Source organism: Streptomyces sp. NPDC001604, from assembly GCF_042893475.1.
Lineage (GTDB): Bacteria > Actinomycetota > Actinomycetes > Streptomycetales > Streptomycetaceae > Streptomyces.
Genome location: NZ_JBIAUY010000004.1, coordinates 621,227 through 640,248, shown reverse-complemented (window position 1 = coordinate 640,248; position 19,022 = coordinate 621,227). Strand labels below are relative to the sequence as shown.

Sequence of the window (19,022 nt, the reverse complement as noted above, 5' to 3'; positions counted from 1 at the left end):
CCGGATCTGGAAGCACCGCAAGGTGTGGAGGTGACCGGTACTAATAGGCCGAGGGCTTGTCCTCAGTTGCTCGCGTCCACTGTGTTAGTTCTGAGACAACGACCGTTGTCGGCTTTGAGCAGAACACATAACAGAAGAGTGTGCTTGTTCGCTCGAAACCATTAGGGTTTCGGTGGTTATAGCGTGAGGGAAACGCCCGGTTACATTTCGAACCCGGAAGCTAAGCCTTACAGCGCCGATGGTACTGCAGGGGGGACCCTGTGGGAGAGTAGGACGCCGCCGAACAATCTTTGGAAGGACCCCTGGTCCCAGCGTTCAGCTGGGACCAGGGGTCCTTTCGTTTTTACAATGCTTGTGTACCGAAGACAGGAGTCACCGATGTCCACCAACTCTTCCGACGACCGACCGGAGCGCGACCAGCGGCGACGGGACAGTGGGGACCGCGGCGACCGTGGCGGTTACCGCGGTGGTTTCCGTCGGGACGACCGGCGCGATGACAACCGCGGTGGGTCCGACCGCGGTGGCTACGGCCGCCGCGACGACAACCGTGGTGGACAGGGCCGGCGTGACGACCGCCCCCGTGATGACCGCGGGGACCGCGGAGGCTTCCGGCGGGACGACAACCGGGGTGGCGGGTACGGCCGTCGGGACGACCGGCGCGAGGGCGACCGTGGCTCCCGTCCGGCATTCCAGCGCGACGACCGCGACCGCGGGCCGCGCCGTGACGACCGTGACCGCGGCTTTCGCCGTGACGACCGCGGAGACCGTGGCGACCGTCCCTCCTTCCGCCGCGACGACCGCGGTGGCGAGCGGCGCGACAACGACCGCGGTGGATTCCGGCGGGACGACAACCGGGGCGGCGGTGGGTACGGCCGTCGGGACGACCGCCGTACCGATGAGCGCGGCGACCGCGGCGGCTTCCGTAGGGATGATCGTCGGGACGACCGGCGTGACGACCGGCGTGACGACAACCGCGGTGGTTCCGACCGCGGTGGCTACGGCCGCCGTGACGACCGCAGGGACGACCGCGACCGTGGGTTCCGCGGTGACGACCGTGACCGCGGCTTCCGGCGTGACGACCGCGGGGAGCGGGGAGACCGTCCGTCCTTCCGGCGTGACGACCGTGGAGACCGCGGGGACCGTCCCTCCTTCCGCCGTGACGAGCGTGGAGACCGCGGAGAGCGCGGGGACCGCCCTTCGTTCCGCCGCGATGACCGTGGCGAGCGCGGAGAGCGTCCGCCCTTCCGGCGGGACGACCGTGGCGAGCGTCGGGAAGGCGACCGCGGTGGCTTCCGGCGGGACGACAGCCGGGGCGAGCGCGGTGGGTTCCGCGGCCGTGACGACCGTGGTGGACGCGGTGGCCCCCGTCGCGACGACCGTGGCGGCCGCCCCGGAGGCTTCCGCGGGCGTGACGACCGACGCGGCGGTGGTGGCGGTCGGTTCCGTGACGAGCGGGACCGTGACCGCGAACCGATCAAGCGGCTGCCCATCCCGGAGGACGTCACCGGCGAGGAGATCGACAAGGACGTACGACAGGAACTGCTGAGTCTGCCGAAGACGCTCGCGGATGATGTCGCCAAGAACCTGGTGATGGTCGCCCGGCTCATCGACGAGGACCCCGAGCGTGCCTACGCCTACTCCAAGATCGCGCTGCGGCTGGCGTCGCGCGTCGCCGCCGTCCGCGAGGCGGGCGGGTTCGCCGCGTACGCGAACCAGAAGTACGCCGAGGCGCTTGCCGAGTTCCGGGCCGCGCGGCGGATGACCGGCAGCGCGGAACTGTGGCCCGTCATGGCCGACTGCGAGCGTGGGCTCGGGCGGCCGGAGAAGGCGCTGGACATGGCCGGGGCGCCCGAGGTGCAGAAGCTCGACAAGGCCGGGCAGGTCGAGATGCGGCTCGTCGCGGCCGGCGCCCGGCGTGACATGGGACAGCTCGACGCGGCCATCGTGACGCTGCAGAGCCCCGAGCTGGCCTCCAGCTCCGTGCAGCCGTGGACCGCGCGGCTGCGGTACGCCTACGCGGACGCGCTGCTCGCCGCCGGTCGCGAGGGTGAGGCGCGGGAGTGGTTCGCGAAGGCCGTCGAGGCCGACAAGGACGGCAGCACGGACGCCTCGGACCGGCTTGCCGAGCTGGACGGTGTGGAGTTCGTCGACGCCTTCGACGAGAGCGACGAAGGTGACGAGGGCGACGCCACGGAGGCCGAGGTCGAGGCCGAGGCCGAGGACGACAAGGACTGAGCTGTGAGGAAGGGCGGGACCGTGAGGTCCCGCCCTTTCGCATGTCAGAGGGCTCAGAGGTCCAGCGCGCGCAGCACCAGCCCCGACGCGGGCTTCGGGCCGAACGAGGTCGACTTGCGGGGCATCGTCACGCCCTGGCGGGCCAGGTCGCGGACGACCTCCTCGCGGACCGGGTGCATCAGGACGGCCGTACCGCCGTCGCGTTCCGCCTTCTCGACCGTGGCCGCCGTGTCGTGGATGTAGGCGATACGGGACGGGTCGTCCTCGGGGATGTGCCAGACATGGTCGAGGAGCGTGGCGTGCAGGACCGTGGCGTCCAGGGTGCGCCAGGCGGCCGGGCGGTCGGCGGGGATCGTACGGGCCAGGAGGTCCGGGTCCGGGCGGTCGATCAGGTGGAAGGCGCCGTCGCCGGTGAGCAGGAAGGCGTTGCCGGCGCAGGCGGCGTCCGCGAGGGCGTCCAGGGCCTCCGGCAGGGGCACGGGCAGGCGCCGTATGCGGAACAGACCGTCCAGGGCGGCGAGTGCGTCGGCGACCGGCAGGCCGTGCAGGAGGCGGTGGATGGCGCGGACGCGCAGCGGGTAGCGGGCCGTGTCGACCAGGAGGACGAGGCCGTAGTCCCAGGGGCTCGGCGAGGTGTGCTCGGTGCGTAGCCTGCGATAGGTCGCCCAGCGGTGGTGGCCGTCGGCGATCAGGGCCTGGTGCCGGGCCAGGTCGGACTGGACGCGGGCGAGGTCGTCCGGGTCGGTGATCGACCACAGGCGGTGGCTGAAGCCGTCCTCCGTGGTGGTGGCCAGGAGGGGCGGGTGCTCGGCGACGCGTTCCACGACCTCGATCGCCGAGGACGTGGAGCCGTTGCCGCGGTAGGTCAGGAGCAGGGGCTCGAGGTTCGCTGAGGTGGCGCGCATCAGGGCCGCGCGGTCGGCGACCACGTGCGGCATGACGTCCTCGTGCGGCAGGACCACGCCTTCCGACGGTTCCGAGACGCGCAGGGCGCCGATGATGCCGCGCTGCAGCATTCCGTCGCCGTCGCGCTGCTCGTAGACGTACAGGCCGGGTTCGGGGTCGGTGGTCAGGATGCCCTCGGAGAGCCAGCGGCGGAGGGTGTCGGCGGCCTGTTCGTTGCGGGCCGTGGGGGTGGTGGCCTGGGGCAGGATCAGGCGGACGATGTTGTGCGGGTCGGCTGACTGGAGGTGGTGCAGGCCGTCGGGGCGTACGACGACGTCGTACGGCGGGGACGTCACGGCGGCGAGGCTGCCGACCCGGTCGGGGTCGTAGCGAAGGCCTCGGAACGGGGTGAGTTCCAGGCCTCGGCGCGCCGTTGCTTCCGAGTGACCTGCTGTGTTCATCCCGGCATCGTACGTGTGTCAGTGGCGTGAGGGATGATCGGGGGAAAGCCGTCGAACGAGGAGCGATGTGGAATGAGCCAGAGCGTCAGGACGAGGCCCGAGGGCAGTGGCCAGGCCCTGAGCGAGGCGTACGACACCGCGCTGCTCGACCTCGACGGTGTGGTGTACGCGGGGGGCAGTGCCATCGCGTACGCGGTCGAGTCGCTGGCCACGGCTCGGGCGGGCGGGATGCATCTCGCGTACGTCACCAACAACGCACTGCGGACGCCGGACACGGTGGCTGACCATCTGACCGAGCTGGGGATACCGACCGGTGCCGATGACGTCATCACCTCCGCGCAGGCGGTCGCACGGCTGATCAGCGAGCAGGTGCCGGCCGGGGCGCGCGTGCTGGTCATCGGTGGGGAGGGGCTGAGGGTCGCGCTGCGGGAGCGGGGGCTCGTGCCCGTCGAGTCGGCGGAGGACGACCCGGCGGCGGTCGTGCAGGGGTACGGCGGGCCCGAGTTGCAGTGGGCGCGGTTCGCGGAGGCCTGCTACGCCATTGCGCGGGGGGTGCCCTGGTACGCCTCCAACACCGACCTGACGATTCCCAGTGCCCGCGGGATCGCGCCGGGCAACGGCGCCGCGGTGGAGGTGGTGCGGATAGCGACCGGCGCCGAACCCCAGGTCGCGGGCAAGCCGTTGCCCCCCATGCACCGGGAGACGATCCTGCGGACCGGCGCCCGGAGGCCGTTGGTGGTCGGGGACCGGCTGGACACGGACATCGAGGGCGCGTTCAACGGGGAGGTCGACTCGCTGCTCGTGCTGACGGGCGTCACCGACGGCGCGCAGCTGCTCGCCGCGCCGCCGCAGCACCGGCCGACGTACGTCGACGCGGATCTGCGCGGGCTGCTCACGGGACAGCCCGAGGTCGTCGAGGCGGGGGACGGCTTCCGGTGCGGCGGCTGGACGGCGACGGCGGGTGCGGACCGGCTCGAACTGGACGGTGACGGCGAGGCCTTGGACGGGCTGCGGGCGTTGTGCGCGGCGGCCTGGACGGCGGCCGGCGAGGGTGTGTGCGAGCTGGATGCGGGGAAGGCGCTGGCGCGGCTGGAGTTGTGAGACGACGCACCGGGCGGGTGGCGGACGCGGGCCCTGAATCGCCCGGCCGTCGCGACCGGGGATCGGACAGCTAATGCAAGGGTAGGCTAACCTAACTTGCGTGTTGGTCGACAGTCCTCCAGAACCGCGCGCGGAGACCGCCCCCGCGCCCCCAACCCGCCGGGCGATACGTGCCTTTGGGCTCGTTGCATCGGTTGCCGTCCTGGTGCTCGTCGTGCTGGCGAGCCTCGCCGTCGGGGCGAAAGAGCTGCCCCTGGAGCAGGTCTGGCACGGGCTGTTCCAGGACACGGGGACGTACGGCGACGTCGTGGTCGACGAGCGGCTGTCGCGGACCGTGCTCGGTCTCCTCGCCGGCGCGGCACTCGGTCTGTCCGGCGCGGTGCTGCAGGCGCTCACCCGTAATCCGCTGGCCGACCCCGGACTGCTCGGCATCAACGCGGGCGCGTCGGCTGCGGTCGTCACCGCCATGACGTACTTCGGTGTCACGAGTCTCAACGGCTATGTCTGGTTCGCTTTTTTCGGGGCGGCTGCCGTGGGTGCGCTGGTCTGGTTCCTCGGCGGCAGCCGGGGTGCCACGCCGGTCCGGCTCGCGCTCGCCGGCACCGCCATCAGCGCCGCCCTGTACGGCTATCTGCAGGCCGTGATGATCACGGACGACGCGGCGCTGAACAAAATGCGCTTCTGGACGGTCGGTTCGCTCTCCTCGGCGACCGACTCGACCATCCTGCAGGTGCTGCCGTTCCTCGCGGTCGGCACGGTCCTCGCCCTCGCGCTCGCCCGGCCGCTCAACGCCGTGGCCATGGGCGACGACACGGCCAAGGCCCTCGGCGCCCATCTGAACCGCACCCGGGCGCTGTCCATGCTCGCCGCCGTCGTGCTGTGCGGTGCGGCGACCGCCGCCTGCGGGCCGATCGCGTTCGTGGGGTTGATGGTCCCGCACGTCGTACGGTCCTTCACCGGTCCCGACCTGCGCTGGATCCTGCCGTACGCCACGATCCTGTCGCCCGTGCTGCTGCTCGGTGCCGATGTCATCGGCCGGGTCGTCGCACGTCCCTCGGAGCTCCAGGTCGGCATCATCACCGCGATCACCGGCGGGCCGGTCTTCATCTTTCTGGTACGACGACGGAGGACGGCGCAGCTGTGAAGAGCAACCGTGTGCTGAGGGCGCCGGGCGGGTTCTCCGTGCGCCTGGACGTCCGGGCCGCCACCGTCGTCGCCCTGCTGCTGCTCGCCGCGCTCACCGCGAGCGTCCTGCTGATCGGCACCGGCGACTTCCCGATCTCGGCCGGCGATGTGCTCAGGACACTGGCCGGGGGTGGCAATGCCGGGCAGGAGTTCATCGTCAACGAGCTGCGGCTGCCGCGGATCCTGGTCGGGCTGCTGGTCGGGGCCTCGCTGGGGCTCGGTGGCGCGCTGTTCCAGGCCGTCACCCGCAATCCGCTGGGCAGTCCGGACGTGCTCGGCCTCGGACAGGGGGCTACGGCCGGGGCGCTCGTGATGATCGTGCTGTTCTCCGGGAGCGCGGCCCAGGTCACCATGGGGGCGCTCGTGGGCGGGCTTGCGACCGGACTTGCCATCTATCTGCTCGCTTGGAAGCGGGGCGTGCACGGATATCGACTGGTCCTGGTCGGTATCGGAGTGTCCGCGATCGTCACGGCGGTCAACAGCTATCTGCTCACGGTGTCCGACATCGTCGACGCCACCCGGGCGGTCGTCTGGATGACCGGGTCGCTCAGCGGCCGTGACTGGAACCAGGTCCGGCCGCTGCTCTGGCTGTGCGCCGTACTCGTACCGCTGGTCCTCGCCAATGCGCGCGGGCTGCGGATGTTGGAGATGGGCGACGACGTCTCGAACGCCCTGGGGGTGCGGGTGGAGCGCGTACGGGCCCTGCTGATGGTGGCCGCCGTGCTGCTCACCGCGACCGCCACGGCCGCCGCGGGCCCCGTCAGCTTCGTGGCGCTCACCGCGCCGCAGCTCGCCCGCCGGCTGACCCGCTCACCCGGCCCCAACCTGCTGTCGTCCCTGTGCATGGGCGCCGCCCTGCTGGTCGGCGCCGACTGGCTCTCGCAGCGGACCTTCGGCGCCGATCAGCTGCCCGTGGGCGTGGTCACCGGCGTCCTCGGCGGTGTCTATCTGCTGTGGCTGCTGGTCACCGAGCGCAGGGCCGGCCGGATATGAGCGAGCTCGCGAAACCGGACCTGAGCGGCTCGAAGAACAAGCACACCCGAAGGAGCACTGTGAACCGGCTGTCCGCCGAGAACGTCACCCTCGCCTACGACCAGCGGGTCATCGCCGAGCAGCTCTCGGTGGAGATCCCCGACAGTTCGTTCACCGTGATCGTCGGCCCCAACGCGTGCGGCAAGTCCACCCTGCTGCGCGCACTGTCGCGGATGCTGAAGCCGAGCCAGGGGCGGGTGCTGCTGGACGGGCAGGTCATCCAGTCGATGCCGGCGAAGAAGGTCGCGCGGACGCTGGGCCTGCTGCCGCAGTCGTCGATCGCGCCCGACGGCATCACCGTCGCCGACCTGGTGGGCCGCGGCCGGTACCCGCACCAGGGCATCCTGCGCCAGTGGTCGGCCGAGGACGAGAGGGTCGTACGGGAATCGATGGCACGGACCGGGGTCGCCGAACTCGCCGATCGCTATGTCGACGAATTGTCCGGCGGTCAGCGGCAGAGGGTGTGGATCGCCATGGCGCTCGCCCAGCAGACCCCGCTGCTGCTGCTCGACGAGCCGACGACCTACCTGGACATCCAGCATCAGATCGACGTCCTCGACCTGTGTGCCGAGCTGCACGAGGAACAGGGCCGCACGCTCGTCGCCGTCCTCCACGACCTCAACCACGCCGCCCGGTACGCCACCCATCTCATCGCCCTGCGCGAGGGGAAGGTCATCGCCGAGGGTGCGCCCGGTGACATCGTCACGGCCGAACTGGTCGAGGAGGTCTTCGGGCTGCGCTGCCAGGTCGTCGAGGACCCGGAGGCCGGGACCCCGCTGGTGGTGCCGGCGGCGCGGAAGGCACGTGCGCGCGTGGTGGCTACAGAAGCTTCCTGAGCTGGAACAGGTCGCGCAGACCGGCCTCCAGCTTGACCCGGCCCGAGCCCCAGGCCTTGGCGAAGTTCAGCTCGCCGTTGACCAGGGCCACCAGGTCGTCGCCCTTCATGGTCAGTCTGATCTCGGCCTTCTCCCGCGGTGGGCCCTGGATCGTGTCCTGCACCACGATCCGGCCGCCCGTCATCCTGCCGACGAACGTGATGTCGAGGTCGGTGATCCGGCAGCTCACCGAGCGGTCGAGGGACGCGGCCGTGCGGACGTCCCCCTCGGCGGACTGCATGTTGTCCGAGAGCTTCTCGAGTGCGGCGCGGCACTCCTCGATCGTGGCCATCGCGATCGACGGTACCCCAGCGGTTCGGGGTAGCGTCTGGGCATGAGCGACTCTGTGCCCGACGCCACGGTGGGGGACGAAACGGTCGAAGTCGAACCGGTGCAGGAGCCCGAGTACGACCCCGCCGCCCCCGCGCCGTTGAACGTGCCCCGCACCCCGACCGGCAACGCCGACGTGGACGCGCAGCTGGAGCGCCTCGGTGATGCCGATCACCTCGCCACCGACGGCCACCTCGAGGTGTACGAGGATGTACACAGGGGGCTGCGCGACGCGCTGACCGCGCTCGACGCCCGCCCGGGACCCCCGGCGCCCTCGCCGTCGTATGACCAGAGGGCGCCTTCACCCTCGTATGGCACTAGGAGCTGAACCGAACGTGGCAGGAGTCGCACGCCGCCGTCTGGATGCGGAGCTGGTCCGCCGGAAGCTCGCGCGCTCGCGTGAGCATGCCAGCCAGCTGATCGCGGCCGGGCGGGTCACCGTCGGCAAGACCGTCGCGACCAAGCCCGCCACGCAGGTGGAGACCGCGGCGGCGATCGTCGTCACGGCCGACGACGGCGATCCCGAGTACGTGTCCCGGGGTGGGCACAAGCTGGCGGGCGCGCTGGGGGTGTTCGTGCCGCAGGGGCTCGTGGTGAAAGGGCGGCGGGCGCTGGACGCCGGAGCCTCGACCGGCGGGTTCACCGATGTGCTGCTGCGCTCGGGGGCCGCGCACGTCGTCGCCGTGGACGTCGGATACGGACAACTTGCCTGGACTCTTCAGAGCGATGAACGCGTCACCGTCAAGGACCGTACGAACGTACGCGAGTTGACGCTTGAAGAGATCGATGGGGAGCCTGTGGATCTTGTTGTGGGGGATCTGTCCTTCATCCCGCTCGGGCTGGTCCTGCCCGCCCTGGTGCGGTGCGTGAAACCGGACGCCGACCTGGTGATGATGGTCAAGCCGCAGTTCGAGGTGGGGAAGGAACGGCTGGGCAGTGGGGGAGTCGTACGGAGTTCGCAGCTGCGGGCGGAGGCCGTGCGGGGTGTGGCCCACAGCGCGTGGGAACTCGGGCTCGGGGTGAAGGGTGTCACCGCCAGTCCGTTGCCCGGACCTTCCGGGAATGTCGAGTACTTTCTGTGGCTGCGGAACGGGGCACCCGAACTGGACCCGGCCGACGTTGACCGTGCAGTGGCGGAGGGGCCGCGTTGACCCAGAACCGAGCTCGTACAGTTTTCCTGCTCGCCCACACCGGGCGGCCCGCGGCCATTCGCAGCGCCGAGCTCGTGGTCAAGGGGCTGCTGCGGGAGGGCATCGGCGTGCGCGTCCTGGAGTACGAGGCGGCCGATCTGCCGCTGCCCGAGGAGGTGCAGCTGGTCAAGGAGGCCACTCCGCAGTGCCTGGACGGGTGCGAGCTGCTGATCGTGCTCGGGGGTGACGGGACGCTGCTGCGCGGCGCCGAGTTCGCCCGGGCGTCCGGGGTGCCGATGCTGGGCGTCAATCTCGGGCGGGTGGGGTTCCTCGCCGAGGCCGAGCGGGACGATCTCGACAAGGTCGTCGACCGGGTGGTGACGAAGGCGTACGAGGTCGAGGAGCGGATGACCGTCGATGTCGTCGTTCATCAGAACGGGAACATCGTCCACACGGACTGGGCACTGAACGAGGCGGCGGTGCAGAAGGCCGGCGCCGAGAAGCTGCTCGAAGTCGTGCTGGAGATCGACGGGCGGCCGGTCACGGGGTTCGGCTGCGACGGCATCGTGCTGTCGACGCCCACCGGGTCCACGGCGTATGCGTTCTCCGCGGGCGGGCCCGTCGTATGGCCCGAAGTGGAAGCGCTGCTGATGGTGCCGATCAGCGCCCATGCGTTGTTCGCCAAGCCGTTGGTCACCTCGCCGGACTCCGTGCTGGCGGTCGAGGTGCTGCCTCATATTCCGCCGGGGGTCTTGTGGTGTGACGGGCGGCGGACGGTGGAGTTGCCGCCGGGGGCGAGGGTCGAGGTGCGGCGAGGGGCTGTGCCGGTGCGGTTGGCGCGGCTGCACCATGCGTCGTTCACCGATCGGCTGGTGGCCAAGTTCGCGTTGCCCGTTTCCGGGTGGCGGGGGGCGCCTCATTGAAAGCCGTGCACTCGCCTGGGTGACAATGTGCCGTCCATGGGCATTCGTCACCTGCACCTTCACACAACCGGGACGGGGGCCGTCGCACTTCCCGGTGCTGACCTCGTAAGGTCGTAGCCGTGCTGGAAGAGATGCGGATACGGTCGCTCGGCGTCATCGACGATGCGGTCGTCGAGCTGTCGCCCGGGTTCACTGCCGTCACCGGTGAGACGGGCGCGGGCAAGACCATGGTGGTCACCAGCCTCGGGCTGTTGCTGGGCGGCCGGGCGGACCCGGCGCTCGTGCGGATCGGGGCCGAGAAGGCAGTGGTGGAGGGGCGGATCGCCGTGCCCCCGGGCGCCTCGGCCGTCGTACGCGCCGAGGAGGCCGGGGCCGAGCTCGACGACGGGGCGCTGCTGATCAGCCGTACCGTTTCCGCCGAGGGGCGGTCGCGGGCGCATGTGGGCGGGCGCAGTGTTCCCGTGGGACTGCTCGCCGACCTCGCCGACGATCTCGTGGCCGTGCACGGGCAGACCGATCAGCAGGGGCTGCTGAAGCTGTCCCGGCAGCGGCAGGCGCTGGACCGGTACGCCGGGGACGCCGTCGCGGGGCCGCTCGCCAAGTACGGCGAGGCGTACCGGCGGCTGCGGGCTGTCTCCGTGGAGCTGGAAGAGATCACCACGCGCGCGCGTGAGCGGGCCCAGGAAGCCGACATGCTGCGGTTCGGGCTCGACGAGATCGCGGGTGTGGAGCCGCGGGCCGGGGAGGACGTGGAGCTGGCGGAGGAGGCCGAGCGGCTGGGGCACGCGGAGGCCCTGTCGTCCGCCGCCACGGCCGCTCATGCCGCCCTTGCCGGTAACCCGGAGGATCCCGAGGGCATCGACGCCGCGACGCTCGTCGCGGGGGCCCAGCGGGCGCTGGACGCAGTGCGGGCGCATGATCCGGCGCTGGCCGCGCTCGCCGACCGGATCGGGGAGATCGGGATCCTGCTGGGCGATGTCGCCGGGGAGCTGGCGGGGTACGCCGACGACCTGGACGCGGATCCCCTGCGGCTGGCGGCCGTCGAGGAACGGCGGGCGGCGCTCACCGGTCTGACCCGGAAGTACGGGGAGGACATCAACTCCGTGCTCGCCTGGGCCGAGCAGAGTGCCGCGCGGCTGACCGAGCTGGACGGCGACGACGAGCGGATCGACGAGCTGACCGCCGAGCGGGACGCGTTGCGGACCGAACTGGGCGGGCTTGCACAGGCGTTGACGGATGCGCGGGCGGAGGCCGCGGAGCGGTTCGCGGCCGCCGTGACCGCGGAGCTCGCCTCGCTCGCGATGCCGCACGCGCGCGTGTCGTTCGACATCCGGCAGACCGAGGACCCGGAGGGCGTGGAGGTCGGCGGGCGTACGGTCGCCTACGGGCCGTCCGGCGCCGACGAGGTCGAGCTGCTGCTGGCCCCGCACCCGGGGGCGCCGCCCCGGCCCATCGCCAAGGGGGCGTCCGGTGGTGAGCTCTCGCGTGTGATGCTCGCCGTGGAGGTCGTCTTCGCGGGGACGGATCCCGTGCCGACGTATCTCTTCGACGAGGTCGACGCCGGTGTCGGCGGCAAGGCGGCGGTCGAGATCGGGCGGCGGCTGGCGAAGCTCGCGAAGACCGCGCAGGTCGTGGTCGTGACCCACCTGCCGCAGGTGGCCGCCTTCGCCGACCGGCAGTTGCTGGTCGAGAAGACCAACGACGGGTCCGTGACCCGGTCCGGCGTGAAGGTGCTCGAGGGCGAGGAACGGGTGCGGGAGCTGTCCCGGATGCTCGCAGGCCAGGAGGACTCCGAGACCGCCCGGGCACACGCGGAGGAACTGCTGGCGACGGCCCGGGCGGACGTCTAGGTGCGGTGTTCGGGGGCCTCGGTTGCACGGGGTCCTCGAAGGTGAGCTGCCGTGGGACGTCCGCGAGTCGTTCGGGCGGTTGGTCGAGGACGATCCGGTAGCCGCTCCCGGCGGTCCGGCTGACGAGCGGTCAAGCCGCAGGGTGGGGCGTGCGGCCGCTCGTGGTGGTGCGCGGCGTGAACGGCCCGGTCCGCCACGCGCGCCGCATGCAGGTCTGTGTACTCGACCTTGCCCGGGGGACCGGCGCGTTCGAGGGCGGCGAGGCGCGCCGGGCCGGAGGAGTTCGAGCAGGGCCTTCTCGTCAGCGTGCGAACTTTTCGATGGCCTGCTCGGTGACCGGGGTGAAGAAGTTGACGAGGTTGCCGTCCGGGTCGCGGAACAGCAGTGACCGGTTGCCCCAGGGCATTGTGGTGGGCTCCGTGACGAAGTCGGTGACGAAGCCGGTCAGGTTCTGGTGGACGCGGTCCACGTCCTCGACGAGGAACTCGGCGATCACGCTGTGGTTGTCCGCCGGGCGGGCGGAACCCGGGGCGAACAGCGGGACGGTACGGGTGCCGGCGATCGCGAGGGTGGCGCCCGCGGTCCTGAGCTCGGCGAAGTCCTCGGTGGCCCACGTCGCCTGCGCCCCTGTGGCTCGCTCGTAGAACTCGACGAGGCGCGCGACGTCGCTGGTGATGATGCGGATCGAGACGAAGTCCATGGGAATCTCCTTGGCTGTGCCGGCGGCGAGGTGGTCGTGCCCGTCGCAGGCTAGGAGAAATAGGGGACAGAATCGGTCCTGTATCGGCGTTAGGCTCCGAACATGCCTCGACCCACCGGCCGCGTGCTGACACTCCTGGAGCTGCTGCAGTCGGGCGGCACCCGGACCGTGGCCGAGCTCGCCGACCGTCTCGGCGTCGAAGGGCGCACCGTGCGGCGGTACGTGGACCAGCTGATCGACCTGGACGTGCCCGTGGAGTCGGTGCGCGGCCGCTACGGCGGGTACCGGCTGGCTCCCGGGTACCGCTTGCCTCCGCTCATGCTCAGTGACGACGAGGCGCTGGCCGTGCTCCTCGGCCTGGTCGCCGGCCGCCGGGCGGGCCTGACGACGACGGAGCGCACGGCGAACGAGACGGCATCGGCGAAGATCCGGCGCGTGCTGCCCCGCCACATCGCCCGCCGGCTCGACACCCTCCTGGAAGCTCTCGCCTTCACCGACCAGCCCGGCGAGTTGGACCACCCGGACGCCGCGCTCCTGCTCACCGTCGCCGATGCGGTGCGCCACCGCCGCCCGGTCTCGATCCGCTACACCGACCGCGAGGGACGGCGCAGCGAACGCACTCTGCACGCGTACGGGATCGTCGCCCACGCGGGCCGGTGGTACGTCACGGGCAAGGACGCCCACGTCGACGAGGACCGGACCTTCCGGCTCGATCGCATCGCAGACGCGAGGACGCTGCCCGGCTCGTTCGAAGCGCCCGCGGGTCCCGGTCCGGCGGAGCGCGTGTTGTCAGGGTTCGCCACGGCCGAGTACCGGCATGAGGTGACCCTGCGGATCCACGGGACGGTGGAGCAGATCCGCGCGCACCTCCCCGTCGGCGTCGCGAGCGTGGAGGAGCACGAGCCCGCGGCCGGCCAGGACCTGGCGGCCGAGCGCTGGCTGCGCGTCGAGCTACGGGCGGAGCGGCTCGACTGGTTGCCTCGGACGCTCGCCTCACTCGACCGGCCGTTCGTCATCGAGCGCCCCGCTGAACTGCGCGACCTCGTCCTCGCGCTCGCCGATCGCCTCACGTCCCACGCCCGCCGAGCCTGACAGCCGTACAGGGGCCCGATGGTCAACCTCGCTCGCGGTGCGGTGTCGTTCGGGCTCGCCGCGTCTCTGACCGTTGGGAGCGGAAGAACTACGCGGGGCGGATCGTCGAGTTGTACGCCTCTCTGCGTCCTTCGGACGGCGAGGCCAACCGGCGGCGCCGTCAAGCTGTTCGGGGTCTCCGCCGCGGGAATCATCGCGGGTGCGCTGCTCAAGGGGCGGGCCGCCGACAAGACGCTCGCGGGCGTCGCGATCGCCTCAGCCGCCCACTTCGTGAACCTTCTGGACGTACGACCGGGGGCGCACGGGGGCGGCTCTTGGGGCTGCCGTCGTCGCAGGGTGGGGGAGGAGGCGACGGTCTCCTCGCGCACGCCGCCGCCCTCGTGGCCGCGGCCGCGTACGGTGACGTGGTGAGCGAGGCGGCGCTGTCATGGGGCGGGGGCAGGTGCCCCTCTCTCACTCGTGCGAGTGACCAATCCCACCGCCCCACAGCCCCCGTGCGGCACTCGCGTCACCTTCTCGTTGCCGGAACACCCGTACGTCCTGGCATCCTTGGCGTAGTACATGGAGGAAGCCGCGCGGTACACCCCCTCCGCTGGATCCTTCTGTACTTTCTTCGTGACCGCCCGACGCCGAACCAGGAGCCCCGGCCACGTGAGCCCCGTGAGCAGCCACGCACCGCACGGTCAGTCGCCACTGCGCACCGTGCAGGTGCTGGGCGGCGGCAACGCCGGCAGCAGCGCGCATGTGCGTTCGCTGGCGGCGGGGCTCGTCGCACGGGGGGTGCGGGTCACCGTCTGCGCGCCTGTCGAGGCCGATCACGCCTACGACTTCACGGGGACCGGCGCCGACCATGTGCACGTACCGCGCAGCAGCGACCCGGGAGCCGTGACCGCGCTGCGGGACGCGTGCAAGGACGCCGATCTGGTGCATGCGCACGGGCTGCACGCCTCCTTCCGGGCCGCGCTGGCCCTCAGCGGTCGGCGCACCCCGCTCGTGGTCACCTGGCACAACCGGGCCCATGCCGAGGGGGCGCGAGCGCATCTGCTGCGCCTCCTGGAACGGCGAGTCGTGAAGGCCGCCACCGTGGTGCTCGGCACCTCCTCGGACCTCGTGGACCGGGCCCGCCGGACCGGGGCGCGGGACGCGCGGCTGGCCGCCGTGGCGCTGCCCGGGCCGCCGCCGGGGGCGGAGCCGGAGGACCCGGACCGCCCGAGCTCCAAGATCCGGGCCGAACTGGGTGCCACCGGGCGTCCGTTGCTCATGGCGGTCGGCTCCCTCGACCGGCACCGCGGTTACGACACCCTGCTGGACGCCGCGCGCGCGTGGCGGCGACTCGACCCCGTGCCGCTCGTCGTGATCGCGGGGGAGGGGCCGCTGCGGGCCCTGCTGCAGCGCCGTATCGAGGACGAAGGGCTGCCCGTGCGGCTCATGGGGCGGCGCGACGACGTGCGGACGTTGCTCGCCGCCGCCGATCTCGCCCTCCTCCCCAGCAGCTGGGAATCGCGTTCCGTGCTCGCCCAGGAGGCGCTCCACGCGCGCGTGCCGCTCGTCGCGACCCGGGTCGGCGGCATCCCCGAACTCGTCGGCGACGCGGCCGAACTCGTCCCGCACGGGGACCCGGAGGCCCTCGCCGACGCCGTCACCGGGCTCCTCGGCGACCCCGAGCGCCGTGAGCTGCTCCGGGAGAAGGGCGTTCGGCAGGCCGCCACCTGGCCGACGGAGGACGAGACCGTCGCCCAAGTGCTCAGCGTCTACGACGAGTTGACCCAGCACCGGCCACTCGCCTGAGGGACTGGTCCTAGGGGGTGTGCCGCCGTGCTCGCAGGGCCAGGCTCAACGCCAGTACCGTCTGCGGGTCGTCGAGGTCCGTGCCGAGCAACTCGCCGATCCGGGCCAGCCGGTTGTAGAGGGTCTGCCGGTTGAGGTGGAGTTCGCGGGCCGTCTCCGCCTTGCGGCCCGCGTGCGCCAGGTATGTCTCCAGGGTGGGCAGCAGGGGCGGCTTGGAGCGGTTGTCGTGGTCGCGGAGCGGGCCGATCGCCCGGTCCACGAAGGCCGCCAGGTCCGGGTGGTCGCGCAGCCGCCACAGGAGCAGGTCGATGTCGAGACGGCGGGCGTCGTACCAGGGGCGGTCCGAGAGGCCCTGCGCCGCCGTCGCCGTCTCGGCCGCGTGCCTGAGGCCCGCCGAGGCCGCCGCCCAGCCGCCCGCGACCCCGACGACCACCACCGGCGGCTGTGCCCCCGGCCGCTGCATGCCCGCCCGCTCCACGCCCGCCCGCAGCGCCGCCGCGACCCGGTCCGCGACCGCCGACCGCTCCGCCTCCGCACGCAGGCCCACCAGCAACGGCACCCGGCCCTCGACAGGCCGTACGCCCAACAGGACCGGAACCCCCACCGAGGCCAGCTCCTCGGCAACCGCGCGTGCCAGCACCGCCCAGCCCCCGCCCGGCGAGAGCGTGTCCCCCAGCCGCATCACGACCGGCAGCAGCGGGCTGTTGCCGGGCTTGAAGCCCAGCACGCGCGCCTGCGCGGGCGCGTCCTCCGCGGCGACACGGCCCTCGGCGAGATCGGTGAGGAAGTCCCCGCGGCCGCGCGCCGCCAGTTCCTCCTCCTGCCGGGCCTGCATCAGGACGACGGCCAGGATGCCGGCCGCCCGCTCGGCCGCGATGCGGTGCACGGGGGCCAGCGGGGCCCGTACGGGGAGGAGGACCAGGCGTGCGCGTACCGAAGTCGTTCCCGGGCCGCCGCCGGGCACGTCCACGAGGACCGACCCCGAGGGCGGCGGGGCGTCCTTGTGGTGGCCGCGCAGCCCCTCCCACACCTGGAGCGGGTCCGCGCCCTCGGGGCCGGCCCCGGCGGCGTACAGCAGCTGTCCGTCCGGCGTCTCCAGGAAGACCGGGTTGCCGCTGAAGTCGGCCAGGATGCCCAGCACCTGGGGCACCCCGCCGCCGCCCAGCAGGGCCTCCGTGCAGCGGCGGTGCACCTCCTCGGCCCGCTGCAGCAGCGCGTAGTGGCCGTTGACGATCTCGGTGTGGATCTCCTCCGTGACCGTCACGAAGGGCACTTCGCGGTGCAGCTGGACCAGCGGGAGGCCGGCCGCGCGCGCGGTGTCGACGAGCGCGGCGGGCAGGCGGGCGAAGCGCGGGCCGAGTTCCACGACGAGGGCCGCGATGCCGCGCTCGGCCAGGGTGCGCACGAACGCCCGCTGCTCGGCCGGCCGGGTGCCGAGGCCGTAGCCCGTGGTCAGCAGCAGCTCGCCGCCCTTCAGCAGCGAGGCGATGTGCGGCACCTCGCCCGCGTGCACCCAGCGCACGGTGCGCTGCAGCCGGTCGGCGCCCGCGAGGACCTCCGGCAGCCCGCTGCGCAGACCCGGCAGCTCCAGCGCCCGCTGCACGGTGATCCCGGCCCCGTGCGTGTCGAATCTGTGGCCCGTACCGGTGTCCGTACTGCTGTCCATGAGCCGGACGCTACCCGTGCGTGCGCCTCCGGGACATCTCCGAGCGGGGTCGGGGGTTCCCCTGTCCGAGCCGCGCCAGGCACACGAGCCCGTGGGTACGCCCTGTCGCCGTACTGGAGGAGACGGCGGCAGCCTCCGCCGCCCGGCGGGCCGCTCACCGTCGCCGTGCACGCCTGCCGTATGCCGCTCGGCGTCGGCGCCCTGGTGCGTGCCCTGCCGGCCGCAGCCGCGGGCACATCCGGCCGGCCGGTGTTCCCGAGGCCGTGCACGCCGATGTCGGCGCCTGCGCCAAGGGCCGGCCGCGGGTCTGCGCACGCCGGAGGTGCTCAGTCCGGCCTGATGTTGTGGTTGAAGCGGAAGACGTTGTCCGGGTCGTAGCGCCGCTTCAGCGCCGCCAGCCGGGCCGTGTTCTCCGCACCCAGACCGGCTACCACCCGGTCGGGGCCCTCGTCGCCGATGAAGTTGAGGTAGACCGCGCCGGTGCTCCACGGCCGGACGTCGGCGCGCACGTCCCGCACCCACCGCAGGCACCGCTCGTCGTCCGCCGGGTTCTGCCAGATGCCGAAGGGGTGCACCGCCCACGGTGCGTCGCGATAGGGCACGGGGTACTCGTGCGGACCGTCCGCGATCGCGCCGCCCTGAGGGAGCAGCACGTACTGGACGCCCGTCGGTACGGGTATCTCCTCGCCGCGGGCGCAGTAGACGTCCACGAGGTCGTCGGGCAGGCCCGTCAGGTACTCCGCCGACCAGTAGTTCCGCAGCCCGGGCGGATCGTCGAGCAGGCACTGCACCTCCGCGTACGGCATCGCGCCGACGACCTCGGCCTCGTGCGGCAGCGCCAGCAGCGGCTCGGCGAGCTTGCGCAGGTCCTCCTCGCCACCGACGTACGTCAGCAGCGCAGCGCACATCAGACGGCCGACCAGCTGGGGCGGCACGAAGTCGGCCGGCGGGCCGGTGACGTAGACGGCCATCCCGGACGCCTCCACCGGGGCGGCCGTGATGATCTCGCGGTAGGTGCGCACGACCTCGCGGCCGAAGGCGGGCAGGTACATCACGAACGCGACGGAGAACACGGGCAGTTCGTGCAGCTGCAGGGTCAGCGCGGTGACGACGCCGAAGTTGCCGCCCCCGCCGTGCAGGCCCCAGAACAGCTCCGGGTTCTCGTCGGGGTTGGCGTGCACCCGCTCGCCGTCGGCGGTGACCAGCTCCGCGCCGAGCAGATTGTCGACGGCCAGTCCGCACCAGCGGTCCAGCCAGCCGGTGCCGCCGCCGAGGACGAAGCCGCCGACGCCGGTCGTCGAGGCCCGGCCGCCGGTGGTCGCCAGGCCGTAGGGCTCGGTCGCGCGGTCCAGGTCGCTCATGGTGGCGCCGCCCGCGATCCGTACCGCCTCGGCCGCGGGGTCCACGGTGACGGCGCGCATGTGGCGCAGGTCCACGACGAGCCCGCCGTCGTTCACCGCCATGCCCGCCACGCTGTGCCCGCCGCCGCGCACGGCGATCTTCAGATCCAGCTCCCGGCCGAAGCGCACGGCCCGTACGACATCGGCCTCGTCCACGCACTGCGCGATCACCGCGGGCCGCCGGTCGATCAGCGCGTTGAAGACGGCCCGCGCCTCGTCGTAGCCGACATCCCCCGGGGCGAACACATCGCCGACCAGATCCTCGCGCAGCGCGGCGAGGGCCGCGCCCGCCTTCGATGGGGAAGCCATGGGGCGCCCCCTTCCGTGCAGGGGCTGTTGGCTCCAGCGTAGGCGGGCCCGGCTCGGCGG

General features: G+C 72.3%; 16 protein-coding genes and 1 rRNA gene. 12 read left to right on the top strand and 5 right to left on the bottom strand.

From position 1 onward, the window contains the following. Window positions 1–168: 168 nt before the first annotated feature. Window positions 169–285 (top strand): 5S ribosomal RNA (gene rrf / locus ACFY1E_RS15925). Window positions 286–1,482: 1,197 nt separating this feature from the next. After that, complete coding sequence (locus ACFY1E_RS15920) at window positions 1,483–2,235, top strand: hypothetical protein (RefSeq protein ID WP_389076044.1); 753 nt, start codon at window positions 1,483–1,485, stop codon at window positions 2,233–2,235. Between the two features lie 53 nt (window positions 2,236–2,288). Here the strand turns inward: ACFY1E_RS15920 and ACFY1E_RS15915 are convergent, their stop codons facing one another. Then, window positions 2,289–3,581 (bottom strand): DUF1015 domain-containing protein, encoded by a 1,293-nt coding sequence (locus ACFY1E_RS15915; RefSeq protein ID WP_389075999.1) that lies wholly within the window; start codon window positions 3,579–3,581, stop codon window positions 2,289–2,291. Between the two features lie 72 nt (window positions 3,582–3,653). Between ACFY1E_RS15915 and ACFY1E_RS15910 the strand changes: the two genes are divergently transcribed. The 4 genes from ACFY1E_RS15910 to ACFY1E_RS15895 all read left to right on the top strand — a co-directional run bounded on the left by ACFY1E_RS15910 (window position 3,654) and on the right by ACFY1E_RS15895 (window position 7,735). Then, complete coding sequence (locus ACFY1E_RS15910) at window positions 3,654–4,682, top strand: HAD hydrolase-like protein (RefSeq protein WP_389075996.1); 1,029 nt, start codon at window positions 3,654–3,656, stop codon at window positions 4,680–4,682. 100 nt (window positions 4,683–4,782) lie between these two features. Next, a complete protein-coding gene (locus ACFY1E_RS15905; RefSeq protein ID WP_389075993.1) occupies window positions 4,783–5,826 on the top strand; it encodes a FecCD family ABC transporter permease in 1,044 nt (347 codons plus the stop codon). Next, window positions 5,823–6,860, top strand: a complete 1,038-nt coding sequence (locus ACFY1E_RS15900; RefSeq protein WP_389075991.1) for a FecCD family ABC transporter permease — start codon at window positions 5,823–5,825, stop codon at window positions 6,858–6,860. The genes ACFY1E_RS15905 and ACFY1E_RS15900 overlap by 4 nt, the downstream gene beginning before the upstream one ends. Continuing rightward, window positions 6,857–7,735 carry an ABC transporter ATP-binding protein gene (locus ACFY1E_RS15895; protein WP_389075990.1) on the top strand — a complete coding sequence of 293 codons (879 nt, stop codon included), beginning with the start codon at window positions 6,857–6,859 and terminating at the stop codon, window positions 7,733–7,735. The genes ACFY1E_RS15900 and ACFY1E_RS15895 overlap by 4 nt, the downstream gene beginning before the upstream one ends. Here the strand turns inward: ACFY1E_RS15895 and ACFY1E_RS15890 are convergent. Next, entirely contained in the window at window positions 7,719–8,066 is a 348-nt protein-coding gene (locus ACFY1E_RS15890) for an SCP2 sterol-binding domain-containing protein (protein ID WP_389075987.1), read from the bottom strand. The two genes, ACFY1E_RS15895 and ACFY1E_RS15890, sit on opposite strands and share 17 nt — an antisense overlap. 42 nt (window positions 8,067–8,108) lie before the next feature. On the opposite strand from ACFY1E_RS15890, the gene ACFY1E_RS15885 reads away from it, so the two are divergent. From ACFY1E_RS15885 to recN, 4 genes are all read left to right on the top strand, one after another. Next, entirely contained in the window at window positions 8,109–8,432 is a 324-nt protein-coding gene (locus tag ACFY1E_RS15885) for a hypothetical protein (protein WP_344404092.1), read from the top strand. A gap of 7 nt (window positions 8,433–8,439) precedes the next feature. Continuing rightward, complete coding sequence (locus tag ACFY1E_RS15880) at window positions 8,440–9,255, top strand: TlyA family RNA methyltransferase (RefSeq protein ID WP_389075986.1); 816 nt, start codon at window positions 8,440–8,442, stop codon at window positions 9,253–9,255. Next, a complete protein-coding gene (locus ACFY1E_RS15875; RefSeq protein ID WP_099927840.1) occupies window positions 9,252–10,157 on the top strand; it encodes an NAD kinase in 906 nt (301 codons plus the stop codon). Before ACFY1E_RS15880 ends, ACFY1E_RS15875 begins: the two co-directional genes overlap by 4 nt. A 131-nt stretch (window positions 10,158–10,288) precedes the next feature. Further along, complete coding sequence (gene recN, locus ACFY1E_RS15870) at window positions 10,289–12,007, top strand: DNA repair protein RecN (RefSeq protein ID WP_389076042.1); 1,719 nt, start codon at window positions 10,289–10,291, stop codon at window positions 12,005–12,007. A gap of 301 nt (window positions 12,008–12,308) precedes the next feature. On the opposite strand, the gene ACFY1E_RS15865 is transcribed toward recN, so the two are convergent. Next, on the bottom strand, window positions 12,309–12,707 hold the full coding sequence (locus ACFY1E_RS15865) for a VOC family protein (protein WP_389075984.1): 399 nt from the start codon (window positions 12,705–12,707) through the stop codon (window positions 12,309–12,311). A gap of 102 nt (window positions 12,708–12,809) precedes the next feature. Here ACFY1E_RS15865 and ACFY1E_RS15860 point away from each other — a divergent pair, with 102 nt between their 5' ends. Both ACFY1E_RS15860 and ACFY1E_RS15855 read left to right on the top strand, forming a co-directional pair. Then, a complete protein-coding gene (locus ACFY1E_RS15860; protein WP_389075982.1) occupies window positions 12,810–13,799 on the top strand; it encodes a helix-turn-helix transcriptional regulator in 990 nt (329 codons plus the stop codon). 651 nt (window positions 13,800–14,450) lie between these two features. Then, window positions 14,451–15,587 (top strand): glycosyltransferase family 4 protein, encoded by a 1,137-nt coding sequence (locus ACFY1E_RS15855; RefSeq protein ID WP_389075980.1) that lies wholly within the window; start codon window positions 14,451–14,453, stop codon window positions 15,585–15,587. Between the two features lie 10 nt (window positions 15,588–15,597). On the opposite strand, the gene ACFY1E_RS15850 is transcribed toward ACFY1E_RS15855, so the two are convergent. Then, on the bottom strand, window positions 15,598–17,253 hold the full coding sequence (locus tag ACFY1E_RS15850) for a PucR family transcriptional regulator (protein ID WP_389075978.1): 1,656 nt from the start codon (window positions 17,251–17,253) through the stop codon (window positions 15,598–15,600). A 326-nt stretch (window positions 17,254–17,579) separates the two neighbouring features. Further along, window positions 17,580–18,962, bottom strand: a complete 1,383-nt coding sequence (locus ACFY1E_RS15845; protein ID WP_389075975.1) for an FAD-binding oxidoreductase — start codon at window positions 18,960–18,962, stop codon at window positions 17,580–17,582. Window positions 18,963–19,022: the final 60 nt, after the last annotated feature.